Genomic DNA, 13,361 nt, shown 5'->3' with positions numbered 1-13,361 from the left:
GCGGATGAGCGGATTCGCTCCGCTATCCGTCGAATCCGTGCCGTCATCGGAAGGGAGGCCGCATCGCTCATGTTTATGCGCGCATGGAAACCGTGGCTTTATTTGCTCCCTGCGCTCGTCATTTATCTCATCGTTATCTTTGTTCCTACGCTGAATACGCTCTATCTCAGCTTTTTCAAGTGGAACGGGGTTGCGCCGGACAAAACGTTCGTCGGATTACACAATTACACGAATTTGTTCCTTCACGATACCGTCTTCGGCACCGCGCTAAAAAATAATTTGCTGTGGGTGGCCGGCTCGCTCCTCTTTGTGATCGGCTTCGGGCTGTTGCTTGCGCTTTTGCTGAATGCGAAGCTGAAGGGCCGAATCGTGTTCCGCGGCGTCTTCTATTTTCCGTATGTGCTGTCAGGCGTCATTGTCGCCACGATGTGGGCGTGGATGTACAATCCGACGCAAGGCTTCGTCAACAAGGTGCTGGAGTCGGTCGGTCTGGAAAGCTGGGCGCAGGCGTGGCTGGCCGATCCCCGCACCGCGCTCGGGGCCGTCTTCATCGCCGCGTTGTGGCACGGCATCGGCCAGCCGATGGTGCTGTTCCTCGCCGGGCTGCAGACGATACCGGCCGATCCGTACGAGGCGGCCATCATCGACGGGGCCAAGCGATACCAGACCTTCTGGCATATTACGCTGCCGCTGCTGCGGGAGACGTTCATTATCGTGTTTGCGACGACGTTTATCGCGGCCATGAAAGTATACGACATCATTTACGCCATGACGGCGGGCGGCCCGGCGGAAAGCACGCAGGTGCTCTCGTCGTGGATGTACTACCAGACGTTCAAGTTTGCCAATATCGGCTCAGGGTCGGCCATCTCGATGATTCTGGTGCTCGTCTCGATGGTCATTATTATTCCGTATGTCATCTTCACAACGAGAAGATCGCATGTGTGAGGGAGGCGGGTTGATGTGGGAGAACAACATGCGAGTCCGGTGCTCGTCTCGATTCGGTACGCCGTATTGATTGTGCTGGCCCTGCTGTTTCTCGTGCCGATTGTGTTCATCGTATTCACGGCGCTGAAGTCCAATGCCGAGCTGGCAAGCAGGCCGTTCTACGCGCTGCCGTCCGAGCCGCAGTGGGGGAACTTTGCGAAGGCCTGGAATCAGGGCAGGCTCAGCATGTATATCAAGAACACCCTGATCATCTGCCTCGTCAAGGTGCCGCTCGGCATATTGATCGAAGCTTTTGCGGCCTATGCCCTGACGCGCATGAAATTTCGCTGGAGCAACGCGATGTTCGCCTTTTTCCTCGTCGGGATGATGATCCCGATGCAGGCGACGCTGGTGCCGCTGAACGTATTCCTGAACAAGACGGGACTTGTCAGCACGTACCCTGGCATAATGCTCGTGTATCTCGGCTTCGGCATTCCTTTCGGCATCTTCGTGCTGCGCGGCTTCTTCCGCGCCATTCCGATGGAGCTCGACGAAGCGGCGTATATCGACGGCTGCGGCGACTTTCAGAAATTTGTCAAGGTCATCCTGCCGCTGTCCATGCCGGCGATCGCCACGCTGGTCATCTTCGATTTCATGGCGACGTGGAACGAGTTTTTGCTCGCGCAAATTTTTATTACCAAGGATGAGATGAAAACGATCACCACCGGGCTCCTCTCATTCAAAGGCGAGCATACGGCCAACTACACCTTGATGAGCGCGGGCGTGCTGATTTCGATCGTTCCGGTGCTGGCTGTGTATTTGGCATTCCAAAGATACTTCGTATCCGGCCTCGCCGGCGCGGTAAAAGGGTGACGGCGATCAGGGGCGGCGATCGTGGTGACGTCAACACCGAGAAGGGAAGCATAGAGGCGGTAAAAAATCACGAAGACGAGGAGGAAATTAGCGTATGAGCGCATTCGATGCCTTTCCGGCTGAGGTCGAGCAATGGGGCTGTTTTGAATTTCGCGCGGCCGGCCCGGCCGCAGGCAACCCGTTCACGGAGGTTCGGTTCGCGGCGCGGTTCCAGTTCAAGCACCGCGTGATCGAAGTGGACGGATTCTACGACGGCAACGGCGAGTATTGCGTCCGGTTTATGCCGGATTTGCCTGGCCGGTGGTCGTTCGAGACGGTTAGCAACGCGGGCGAATTAAACGGATTGACCGGCGAGTTCCAATGTGTGGAGCCTGGTCCGGGCAATCATGGCCCGGTCAAGGTTAGCCGGACATATCATTTTGCTTACGCAGACGGGACTCCGTTCGTGCCGGTCGGCACGACGTGCTACGTGTGGAATCATCAGGGCGAGGCGCTGGAGGAGCAGACGCTGGCCAGCCTGCAGCAAGCCCCGTTCAACAAAATCCGGATGTGCGTGTTTCCGAAGCATTACGATTACAACCATCGGGAGCCGGAGCGCTACCCGTATGCCGGGTCGCTGAGCGAGGGCTTCGATTTCAGCCGATTCGATCCGGCCTATTGGCGGCATCTGGAACGCCGCATCCGGGATTTGCAGGCGCTCGGCATCGAAGCGGATCTTATTCTGTTCCATCCGTATGACCGGTGGGGGTTCGCCTCCATGGAACCGGACGCCGACGATCTGTATTTGCGTTACGCTGTGGCGCGCCTGGCCGCCTATCGGAACATCTGGTGGTCGCTTGCCAACGAGTACGATTTAATGGGATCGAAGTCGATGGCGGATTGGGACCGGTTCTTCCAGATTATTCAGACGAGCGATCCGTATCAGCATTTGCGCTCGATTCATAACTGGCACAACCCGGAAATCCATTACCGCAGCAATCTGCATTGGTACGATCACGGCAAGCCGTGGGTGACCCATGCCAGCATTCAGCATCACGACCTGTACTTCGTCACCGAGTGGCGGGAGCAGTACAAGAAGCCGATTGTGGTGGATGAATGCCGCTATGAAGGCAATCTCAACCACGGATGGGGCAATATTACCGCCGAGAAAATGATGGACTGCTTCTGGGAAGGAATGCTGCGAGGCGGATACGTTACGCATGGGGAAACCTTCGTGCATCCGGACGACATTATTTGGTGGTCGCACGGAGGCCGGCTGCACGGCGAAAGCGCCGCGCGCATCCGGTTTCTGCGGGAGATCGTGGAAGCGGGACCGGCGCTGGACACGCCGGCGATCCATTTCAAGTGGGATGCTGCCGCCGGCGGGGTGGACGGCGAATATTATTTGCTTTACTTCGGAGCCAGCAGGCCGGCGTTCCGGGTGCTTGAGCTGCCGGAAGGCATCTCATTCGAGATCGAGCTGATCGATGCCTGGGAGATGACCATCACCCGCCTGGACGGGTTGTTTACGAACGGCTCCCGCGTCGACTTACCCGGCAAGCCGTATCAAGCCTTGCGGATTCGGCGGGTCGGGTGATGGAGCGTGATGGGGCGGACGACAGCCTGACGGATTGGCTTTGGGAGAAACTTTTCTTGACATGATCGCATTTATAACGTTTCGGGGCGGGGAAAGCTACCGCCTCGTTTTTGTTATTGCGGTTGAGCGCGCTGCTCCTCCAAATACATCTCTCCCCACTCAACAAGCGTCATCAGAATGGGCTGCAGCGATTCTCCGAGCGCAGTTAAAGAGTACTCCACTTTTGGAGGTACTTGCTTGTAGATTTTTCTTAGAACCAGGCCGCTGTTTTCCAATTCTCGCAACGTCTGTATCAACATTTTTTGCGTACAGTCGGTCATCAGCTTTTGCAGCTCGCTCGTACGCCTGGGACCTTCGGATAAATGATATAAGATCAGACATTTCCATTTGCCGCCGATGATCTTCAATGTTGTTTCAAGCTTACGGTAACAGGTGTCCATCTTCAAAAACCCCTTATTCGCTCAATATTTACTTTTTAGTATGTATATAACATAAAAGTAGGTACTTCTGAAGCTGAAAATTTTAAACTATACTACGATTATTCCGGAGCCGACGCAACTGCTCCAATGATTCGGAAGGCTCCTATGTATGCGATGAAGGCTGCCGGAGAAAATCGATAATTGCGGGCAGGTGATACATTTGCAGGTGGATGTATTTTCCGATATGGTGTGTCCTTGGTGCCGGATCGGGAAAAAAAACTTATCCGATGCATTGGACGAAATCAAGAACCGACTTGGCGTGGACATCGCGGTGAATTTCAGGGCTTTTCAGCTAGATCCGTCTGTTCCGCCCGAAGGGGTGCCGTTCATGCATCATATGAAAAGGATGGGCAGTCCCGAGCGGGTGCGCTCCTTGCTTCAGCGGGTTACGGAAATAGGCGAATCTATTGGACTTAAGTTTCGATACGACCTTGTGACCGTCATGCCGAACACGTTGCTGGCCCATCGCGTAGGTGCGTTGTTGTCTCCGTGCCGGAGGGCAGAGTGGGTTGATGCAGTGATGACCGCATATTTTGAAGAAGGACACGATATCGGGCATCTGCAGGTGCTTTTGCAGCTGGCGGAGCGACTGGGGTTGGATGGCGGCAATATAGCCCAAAGGCTTGCGGCCGGGGACGGTTTGATCGACATCGAGCATGACTATGATGAAGCGGTTCGCATGGGGATCACAGGCGCCCCGTTCTTCGTGATCAATAACGAAACGATCATATCAGGCGCGTATCCGGCCTCCGGTTTCGTTGAAGTTTTCGAAAAGATCATAATGGCCGGCACTTAATCCCGGAATCAGATGATGGCCATGGTCCACGAAGGACAGGGATGAATGAGAAATCGATGCTTCATCACGATTTCAGGAGTAATGAATCGAAATCCCTCCCTAAGAAAAAGTAAAGCCCCCTCGTCAGAAGGGGCTGTTGTCCATCTTAAGCGCGCTATGCTGCATAGACGCCTGGCGAGGGCGATCTTCCATCATCGGCTGTCGCCTGCAGCCCGCTGAAATTCGTCGGCGGATCGCTGCCAAATTGTCAATACCGGGCATCGTCAAAACGGCATGCGCTGCTGCGCATGAATGGTGTAGCCATGCTCGGCGGCCCAATCCTCCAGGCCGCTCCAAAATGCCTCGCAGGCGGCAGCGACGGCGGGCGGGTCCGCCAGATCGCCCGACATCACCAGCCGAGCGACAGAGTCGAAGCCGCGCGGACGATCCGGCAGCGCCAATGCCTCGGGAAGCACCTGCGCGCCGGTGGTGTACAGGTGCCGGTTGTGCAGTCCGACCAGCATGGCGCCGTAATGGGCAAACTGAACGGCCAAGTAAGGCAAGTAGGTGAGCGAACCGTTCCGCTTCGCATTGCGCAGCTTGCCGACATACTCGTACATTTCGCCGACAAGAACTTCGTTGACGGCCGCCCGGAAATCTTCCTTCGTCGGCGATTCGGCCGCCTGCCTTAAGCGCGGAAAGAAGCCTTCCGGGTCGTACAAGCTCAGCGGGGCAAAGTACGGTCCGTGCGTCAGCGGCCAGCTTCCTTCCACCTCAGCGGCGCTTTGGAGCAGCACGCTCGCGCTGCATACGTCCACCTCCGCTTTCCAGGGCCCAGCCGACCATTCATAGCAATAATCCACCGGTTCATTCGTATCGCGCAGCACACAAAACATCTCAATATCCGAGTAAGGGCCGTCCGTCCCTCGGGACACCGAACCGTAGACGCCAATCGCCAAGAGGCGATCTTCGTAAACCTCGCGCAGCCGATCGGCGATTTCGCGGCATAATTCCAGTCTGTCGCTTTGAGACATTTTCATAGGTCCATTCATGTGCATGATGTGCATCTCCCTTTATTTTTTTGGACTAAAGGTTAGGTAAGCCGGCACATGAATGGAGGGCCTCGGGATTAACGGGGCACTTTTTTGGGATGCATAGGAAGACTCCTTTCCGGAGAAGTGTTTTGTGGAAATTGTAACCAAACCCGGTTGTTTTCACAAGAAGCAATACCTGAAATGGCAGAAAAGGACAGCGAGAAAAGTCCGTATCCCCAAAGTGGATCTAGAGGTATTTGATGCATGAGTGTCGAATGAAGAAATATATGTTTGGAAGTCATGTCTGTGGATGAAGCCGCGGCCGTGTTCAGATAGCAGGGGAGGCTGGATTTGGCCGATCTGTACAGGCTGGCCGAGCGGCTGCGCAGCCGGAGCGGTTTCGCTTTAAAGTGAAAGACGGAAGGTTATTCATCTTGAACGCGAACTTTTGTTCGATATATAATGTGGGAGGAGAACATGCCGGATATACGCGATCCCATTCACGGGTTTATATACATAAGCGAGGATGAGCAGCGAATCATTGATACACCTTCTTTCCAACGGTTAAGGAGAATTCGCCAGCTGGCGACGACCTATTTGTTGTACCCTTCCGCCGAGCATACGCGGTTTCCGCATTCTCTGGGGGTTATGCACGTGTCCAGCCTGATCTTTGACAAAGTCTTTGACAAAAGGAAGGACGTATTGGGATGGTCTCATGAAGAAGCCCGGAAATATCGGCAAATGCTGAGGCTAGCCTCCTTACTGCATGATGTCGGTCATGCTCCTTTTTCGCATGTATCCGACGACCTGTTTGACCAGTCCGTCAAAGGGCACGAAGGCATGGCGGGTAAAATCATCACGGAATCCGAGATTGCCCCTATCATTGACAAGATCGGTGAGGAGTACGGGTTTAATTGCCACGGAATCGCCGCACTCATCACAGGCAATGCGTTTAATAACGAAGAACGATTGCTTGCCGATATTTTCGCTTCCGAGTTAGACTCGGATAAAATGGATTACTTGCTGCGCGACTCGCTGTATACCGGTGTGAAGTACGGGCATTTTGACTTGGATCGGATTCTGAATGTCATCTCTTTATATTTTCAAGAAGACCGCTGGAAAATCGGCATCGAGCATGATGGGGTGGAAGCCGTAGAGGGATTAATCCTTGCCAGATACTTTATGTTTACGCAAGTATATTTGCATCGGACTCGCCGGATTTACGATCAGATTATGATCCAGCTCCTGAAGGATATATTGAGGGCGGAGACGGGGACAGGTAGATTGCCGAAGGACGTCAGGGCCTTTATTCAATGGGACGATTACTCCGTTATCGAGAAAGCGAAAACCATTCAAAGTCCATGGGCCGAACGTTTTCTCAATCGGGTGCATTTGAAGTGCATTTGGGAATCGGAACCCGCGCTAACGCTGGAAGAAAGAATCGTTCAAAGGGAATCGGAGCTGCAAATCAAAGAAGAACTCGAGAGCAGGTACCCGCCATATCAAGTGCTCGTTGACCGGTATCAAAAACCGCCTCTAAAGTTTACCCTTTCCGACGGTTCTCCGACGATTAGTATCATCAGCAAGGAAGATCCTGCGATAACCTATTCGATGAAAGATCGGGCTCCCGTTATCGCCAAATTAGAGGAACCGATATACGTTTGTAGAATATATGCTGATACGGATATTGCGAAGGAAGTCAGAGATTATGTGCGCCAGCGTTCAGCCGTTCTTAGGAGGGGATCGAAGTGAGTCTTCAACCGCTAGTCGCCTATTTGGTGGAGCGAAAAGGGGTTATTCCGGGCAAGAAGGCCTTTCAAAAATATATGTATTTTCTTGACGCCAAGGGAGTTCCCACTCCTTTGTCATTCCGCATTCACCATTTCGGACCATATTCCTCGGAATTGGATTACGAAACCGATAATTTACAAATCGAGGGCGTTCTCGAAGTATCGCCGAATGCTCATGGCAACGGATTTACGATAAAATCGGGCAATCGAACAAAATCGATTATCGAGCATCATTCCGAATGGATCAGAGAACACGAAGCCAAAATCAACTTTGTTCTGAACGCGCTCCCGAGTGAATCCAAAAGTCTTGAGCTTTGGTCAACGACCCACTTCGTGGCCAATTCCATGAACAAGTTCTACGGCGGTGCGGTCAAAGTGGATGTCGTCAGGGGGGTCAGGAGCATTAAAAAGGATAAATTTACGGCAACCGAGATCGAAGCGGCATACGATCGATTAATCGAATTAAAGCTTTTGCCGTAATCGCCAAGGCACCCCCTTGTTAAAAATCTTATGTAGCCCGTTTACAGCCCCAACAACAAGATCGTACAATACAACCAACAAACCAAACACTAAACAATTCAAACACTTGATAAACTTCAAAAGCTCTTTCCAACTTGTTTTATGAGTAGGAATGAGCTTTTTTTGCGTGCCCAAAATTAAAGGAGGATGAAACGAATGGCAAAACGTGAACAGCTAGGGGCAGAAGGATTGAAGGAACAGCAGCCAGGCAAAGCGCACCCGCCGGTGCGGGTTCAGGCTGCCATATAGCCAAATATACCTTTCGGTTTTCCTTATTCGTCGCTTCACGGCCATTGACGGAAACGGCATTCCCTTATACAATGAATTTGAACCGGTTCAAAAATCGAAATGACTTTGAAATTGAATATTTTGAATAAATAATTTGAACCGTTACAAGTTGTTGGGAGGTTGCCGAGTGAGCGATATCTCGATTGCGGATCTGGCCCGGCTAACGGGCCTGGCCAAGAGCACCGTGTCCGGCGTGCTCAACAACAAGCCGGGCTTCTCGGAAAAAACGAGGCGCAAGGTGCTTGCCGCAGCCGCGCAATACGGATACGTCCCAAATGAGATTGCCCGGGGGCTGACCTCCAAATGGACCAAGACGATCGGCCTTGTGATCAAGGACATCACGAATCCGTTCTACAGCCGCATTACCAAAGGTGTGCAGGAAATCGCCGGCGAGCACGGCTACACCGTATTTCTGTGCAGCAGCGGGGAGCAGCACGAAGCGGAGATTGCGCAGATTCAGGCGATGATCGCCAGACGGGTGGACGGGCTGATCATCGCGCCCTTGCTGGAGGACGTGCCGCTCGGGCATCTTCATGATCTCAAGCGCAAGGGCTTGCCGTTTGCGCTGCTTGGTAGCGTTCCCGGGCTGGCATGCGATTGCGTGACGTTCGACGATTACGGCGGCGGAAGAGCCGTCACGGCTTATGTGATCGGCCAGGGGCATACGCGCATCGGCTTTGTCGCAGGCCTCAAGACGTCGCGCGCCTCCAAGCTGCGCCTTGCGGCGTTTAAGGATCAGCTGCTGGAGCATGGTTTAACGCTCGATTCCCGCTATATGTTCAGCGAGGCGGCCAGCTTTCAGGACGGTGTGCGGATCGGCGAGCACTTGGCGCAGCAGCCTGCATCGGAGCGGCCGACGGCGCTCATCTGTTTCGACGATGTGATCGCCATGGGCGTCATCCGGGGGGCGCAAAACTGCGGGTTGAACGTGCCCGACGATTTGTCGGTCACTGGTTTCGACGATATCGATTTGATGGCCGTGCCGCTCACGACGGTATCGGTGCCGACTTATGAGGCGGGCAAGACGTTGGCGCGGCTGCTGTTCGAGCGGATTTTTGACGAGGAAGCCGGCAGCGAATACCGCCAGGTCAATTTCGAGGAGCGTCTGGTGATCCGTGAGACGGTGGCGGCAAGGAAAGATTGACAGGAAACGGGAGGATGGGGAATCGATGGAACAACAATATGGAAGCAACCTGAATGGAAGCAATCTGACCGTCAAGCGTTACGAAAGCCGCGAGCCGATGGGGCAGGCGGTTGCAGGCGATGTCGCGGCGGAGATTCAGAGGCAGCTGGAGCGCAAGCCGCTCGTCTCGGTCGTCTTTGCCTCGGCCCCTTCGCAGCTGGACTTTCTCCGAGCTTTGCGGGCGAAGGAAGGGATTCCGTGGGAGCGGGTCGTCGCTTTTCACCTGGACGAATATATCGGGCTGCCGGCTGAAGCCGAGCAGAGCTTTTCGGCCTTTTTGAGAAAGGAGCTGTTCCAATACCGTCAGCCGCGGCATTTTCACCAGATCGACGGGTTGAACGATCCGGCGGACGAATGCCGGCGGTATGCGCAGCTGCTGGCGGATACGCCGCTTGATATCGCCTGCATCGGCATCGGCGAGAACGGCCATATCGCCTTCAACGATCCGCATGTGGCCGATTTCCAAGATCCTGCGATGATCAAGCCGGTCGAGCTTGACGAGGCAAGCAGAATCCAGCAGGTGAACGACGGCTGCTTCCCGCGGCTGGAGGACGTGCCGACCCGGGCGCTGACGCTGACGATTCCCGCGATTCTTAGCGCCTCGTCCATCTACTGCACCGTGCCGGGCATCCGCAAGAGCGAAGCGGTGCGGCGCACGCTGACCGGTGAGATCGATGCCGCGTGCCCGGCCTCCATCCTGCGGACTGCGAGCCGCTGCACGCTGTATCTGGATCGGGAGAGCGCTTCGCTGCTGGCCGAATAAGGCGCGATATGCGGTAGGCCGAGCAGATCGCATTCAGCTCCTCCATCGCATCGCCCCGGAATACCCGCGGCGTGCCGCAGTCAAGGCGATAGGAATCATGAATGCGTTATCGGCGCGAAAAGGAGGCGTTCTGCAATGAGTGCATATGACGGTTATGGCGGAGGAACGTCGGCGATGGCGGAACCCGTGCGAATCCATGCAAGGGACGCATTCAGCGGTTTGCGGCTGACGATTACGATCGACGGTCCGGCCATCAGGGATGTCCGGTCTGCGGAAGATGCGGCAGGCCGCGCAGAGGAGGGAAGCGGCGAGCTGTGGGTCGCTCCCGGCCTGATCGACCTGCAGATCAACGGTTTTCAAGGCCATGATCTCAATGCATCCGGCGTGAAGCTGGAGGAGCGGGTTGTTACGGTGCATCGGCTGGCCAGAGCGATTGCCGGGAGCGGAACGACGCGCTGCTATCCGACCGTCATCACCGCTTCGTCCCGGCAGATCATGGACATTGTAACGGCTGTCCGCATCGCTTGCGAACAGGACCGTTTTACCGACTCGGTGATTGCGGGCATTCATCTGGAGGGGCCTTACCTCTCCGAACAGGACGGACCGCGCGGGGCCCATCCGAAGCGGTGGATTCGCGACCCGGATTGGGCAGAGTTCGCCCGCTGGCGCGAGGCGTCAGGCGACCGCATCCGGCTGGTGACGCTCGCTCCGGAGCGGGACGGCGCGCTCCTGTTCATTCGCAGGCTGTGCGGCGAAGGCATTATCGCCAGCATCGGCCATACGGCGGCCGGGCCCGAGGAGATCGAGGCGGCGGTGAAGGCTGGCGCGCGAATGTCCACCCATCTCGGCAACGGCGCGCATCCGCTGCTGCCCAGGCACCCGAACTGCATCTGGAGCCAGCTCGGCGAAGATCGTCTGTGGGCGAGCGCGATCGCCGACGGCCACCATCTTCATCCTTCCGTGCTGAAGGTGTTCAGAGCCGCCAAGCGGGAGAAGCTGGTTCTGGTCAGCGACGCGGTGCATCTGGCCGGCCTTGCGCCAGGCACCTACACCACGCATGTCGGCGGCAAGGTGGAGCTGCTGCCATCGCGCAGGCTGCAAATGGCCGATCAGCCCGCTCTATTGGCCGGCGCGGCGCTGTCGCTGCTGGAATGCGTGCATGAGATGGCCCGGCTGACCGATTGCCCTCTGGCCGAAGCGCTCGATATGGCGTCGGCGCGGCCGGCGAAGCTCGCGGGTCTTGCTTTTGACGGCTTGAAGCCGGGGGCTGAAGCCGATCTCATTCTGTTTCGCCGCGGCAGCGCCGGATTCAGCCTGCAGCAGGTATACAAGCGCGGGGTGCCGCTGCTTGCCAAGACGTAAAGGGGCAGCTGGGCCATCCGAGGAACGTTGAACAAGCCGGAGGGAGGAGACGGATTTGAAAAAGTACAGCATAGCGATTATCGGCGGAGGCATCATTGCCGAGGCGCATCTGCAGGCGATGGACAGCGTGGAACAAGCGCAGGCGGTCGCCATTGCCGAGACGAGCGAGCGCCGTCTGGCAGAGTTGCACAAGAAATATGCGGGGCTGAAGCTGTACACCGATTACGGCGAGCTGCTCGCGCGGGAACGTCCCGATATTGCCATTATTACGCTGCCGCATTTTTTGCACCGGGAAGCGGCGATTCGGGCTGCTCAGGCAGGCTGCCACATCCTGCTGGAGAAGCCGATGGCTCTGAATACGCGGGAATGCGACGAGATCATCGCGGCGGTCGAGGCGAGCGGCGTGCGGATGCTCGTCGGCCACACCCAGCATTATTTCCCCGAGAACCGCGCTGTCAAAGCGGCGACCCGCTCCGGCGAGCTGGGCCGGCTCGTCATGATCAGCGATACGCGGCATCTGAACTATTTCCGGGCCAATCGTCCGGACTGGTTTCTGCACAAGGCGCTCTCCGGCGGCGGCATCATGATGAACCTCGGCTCGCATTCCATCGACAAGCTGCTCTGGTTTACGGACTCTCCCATTGTCTCCGTCAAGGCGGGCTTAACGTTCTTCGGCGATCGGGGCGATGTGGAAGGGAGCGGCGTCGTTATGCTCCAGCACGAAAGCGGCGTCTGCTCGTCCATCGTCCAGTCCGGCTACCGGGGAAGCCCGAGCAACGTCACGGAACTGTCGTTCACGGAAGGCCGCATCCGGCTGCAGACGGGAGTCGGCGCCTGGATCAGCCGCGGCGATGCGGATTACGAACCGCTCGTGCCGTCCGATCAGGCGAACCCTATGGCCTTGCAAATCCGCGATCTCATCGCAAGCATCGAAACCGGCCGCGAGCCGCTGTGCACCATGGCGTACTCGCGCGCCATCATCGAGGTCGTCGAGGCGCTGTACCGTTCTCACGAGACCGGCCGCGAAGTCGTGCTGGCCGGAGCTGGCCAGCCGTTGCGGCAGGCGAAATAAGGCGGCTGGCAAGCGTTGCAATCCGAAACCATTCATTTCGAGCGGATTAAGCTTTGCGGAGAGCGATAGCGCGGGATGTCTTCCCCGAAATCGTTTACTCCAGCACCAATTCCCCAAAATCGGCGCTGCGATGAAAGTCCGGCGTGTCCGACGTGACCTTGCTCCAGCTGCGGTAATGCGGCATCGGCGTCTCGTCTCCGCATTTGAAGAAATTGCCGCGCATCCGGCAGCCGGGCTCCGGCTGAAAGCCGGGATATAGCGATTGCAGCCAGGCGAACGGGATCGCGAATTGCAGCGTCCAGAACGCGCCGCGTTCATCCTGCAGGCCCGTGGCCGCGCGCCAGCGGAACAGCTCCGCCGACACGCCGGGCACGTCGCTCCGATCATGCCGAGCGGAGCCGATGGCCAGCCGCAGCGCGCCGGCAGCATTCCACTCGAAATTCACATAGCGGCTATCGTCCTCCGGCCGTGGCTGCAAAAACCACTCGACACAGCTATCCTTGCAGACAGGCACCTGCACGCCGAGATGGCGGACCGTCGGAGACGCTTCGTCGACGCGGAACCGGGCATGCAGCGCCTCGTCCGTATAAGCGAGCTGCACCTCCGTATCCGGCGCAGGAACGTCCAGCCATAATACATGGCTCAGCCTGAGCGGTGCGATGCGCCTCCAGTCGATCTCCCCGCCGCCGTCCGGCGTCGCCACACGCTTGATTCGATGCACTC

The 13,361-nt window shown here is 56.6% G+C and carries 13 protein-coding genes; 10 read left to right on the top strand and 3 right to left on the bottom strand.

Annotated elements, in window-relative coordinates; genetic code table 11:
* Positions 1–69: 69 nt before the first annotated feature.
* The 3 genes from F591_RS0113370 (at position 70) to F591_RS0113360 (ending at position 3,373) form a co-directional block, all read left to right on the top strand.
* On the top strand, positions 70–945 hold the full coding sequence (locus F591_RS0113370) for a carbohydrate ABC transporter permease (RefSeq protein ID WP_019535117.1): 876 nt from the start codon (positions 70–72) through the stop codon (positions 943–945).
* Between the two features lie 15 nt (positions 946–960).
* Positions 961–1,797 carry a carbohydrate ABC transporter permease gene (locus tag F591_RS0113365; protein ID WP_019535116.1) on the top strand — a complete coding sequence of 279 codons (837 nt, stop codon included), beginning with the start codon at positions 961–963 and terminating at the stop codon, positions 1,795–1,797.
* Between the two features lie 94 nt (positions 1,798–1,891).
* A complete protein-coding gene (locus tag F591_RS0113360) occupies positions 1,892–3,373 on the top strand; it encodes a DUF5605 domain-containing protein (RefSeq protein WP_019535115.1) in 1,482 nt (493 codons plus the stop codon).
* 113 nt (positions 3,374–3,486) lie between these two features.
* Here the strand turns inward: F591_RS0113360 and F591_RS0113355 are convergent, their stop codons facing one another.
* Complete coding sequence (locus F591_RS0113355; RefSeq protein WP_026326590.1) at positions 3,487–3,819, bottom strand: winged helix-turn-helix transcriptional regulator; 333 nt, start codon at positions 3,817–3,819, stop codon at positions 3,487–3,489.
* 199 nt (positions 3,820–4,018) lie between these two features.
* On the opposite strand from F591_RS0113355, the gene F591_RS0113350 reads away from it, so the two are divergent.
* Complete coding sequence (locus F591_RS0113350; protein ID WP_245581041.1) at positions 4,019–4,648, top strand: DsbA family oxidoreductase; 630 nt, start codon at positions 4,019–4,021, stop codon at positions 4,646–4,648.
* Between the two features lie 263 nt (positions 4,649–4,911).
* On the opposite strand, the gene F591_RS0113345 is transcribed toward F591_RS0113350, so the two are convergent.
* Positions 4,912–5,685, bottom strand: a complete 774-nt coding sequence (locus tag F591_RS0113345; protein ID WP_026326589.1) for an ANT(4')-I family aminoglycoside nucleotidyltransferase — start codon at positions 5,683–5,685, stop codon at positions 4,912–4,914.
* Positions 5,686–6,138: 453 nt separating this feature from the next.
* On the opposite strand from F591_RS0113345, the gene F591_RS0113340 reads away from it, so the two are divergent.
* The 6 genes from F591_RS0113340 (at position 6,139) to F591_RS0113310 (ending at position 12,638) form a co-directional block, all read left to right on the top strand.
* A complete protein-coding gene (locus F591_RS0113340) occupies positions 6,139–7,413 on the top strand; it encodes an HD domain-containing protein (protein WP_019535111.1) in 1,275 nt (424 codons plus the stop codon).
* A complete protein-coding gene (locus F591_RS0113335) occupies positions 7,410–7,931 on the top strand; it encodes a hypothetical protein (RefSeq protein ID WP_019535110.1) in 522 nt (173 codons plus the stop codon). Before F591_RS0113340 ends, F591_RS0113335 begins: the two co-directional genes overlap by 4 nt.
* A gap of 454 nt (positions 7,932–8,385) precedes the next feature.
* Positions 8,386–9,402: a LacI family DNA-binding transcriptional regulator gene (locus F591_RS0113325; protein WP_019535108.1), complete on the top strand. Its 1,017-nt coding sequence runs from the start codon at positions 8,386–8,388 to the stop codon at positions 9,400–9,402.
* A 25-nt stretch (positions 9,403–9,427) separates the two neighbouring features.
* Positions 9,428–10,204: a glucosamine-6-phosphate deaminase gene (locus tag F591_RS0113320; RefSeq protein WP_019535107.1), complete on the top strand. Its 777-nt coding sequence runs from the start codon at positions 9,428–9,430 to the stop codon at positions 10,202–10,204.
* A gap of 135 nt (positions 10,205–10,339) precedes the next feature.
* The gene (locus F591_RS0113315; RefSeq protein WP_019535106.1) at positions 10,340–11,566 is read left to right on the top strand and encodes an N-acetylglucosamine-6-phosphate deacetylase; all 1,227 of its coding nucleotides are present in this window, start codon (positions 10,340–10,342) and stop codon (positions 11,564–11,566) included.
* A gap of 55 nt (positions 11,567–11,621) precedes the next feature.
* Positions 11,622–12,638: a Gfo/Idh/MocA family protein gene (locus tag F591_RS0113310; RefSeq protein WP_019535105.1), complete on the top strand. Its 1,017-nt coding sequence runs from the start codon at positions 11,622–11,624 to the stop codon at positions 12,636–12,638.
* A 94-nt stretch (positions 12,639–12,732) separates the two neighbouring features.
* Here F591_RS0113310 and F591_RS0113305 read toward each other — a convergent pair whose 3' ends face one another.
* Positions 12,733–13,359, bottom strand: a complete 627-nt coding sequence (locus tag F591_RS0113305) for a carbohydrate-binding family 9-like protein (RefSeq protein WP_245581040.1) — start codon at positions 13,357–13,359, stop codon at positions 12,733–12,735.
* Positions 13,360–13,361: the final 2 nt, after the last annotated feature.

The organism is Paenibacillus ginsengihumi DSM 21568 (assembly GCF_000380965.1).
Lineage (GTDB): Bacteria > Bacillota > Bacilli > Paenibacillales > NBRC-103111 > Paenibacillus_G > Paenibacillus_G ginsengihumi.
This window is presented reverse-complemented; position numbering and strand designations above follow the sequence as displayed.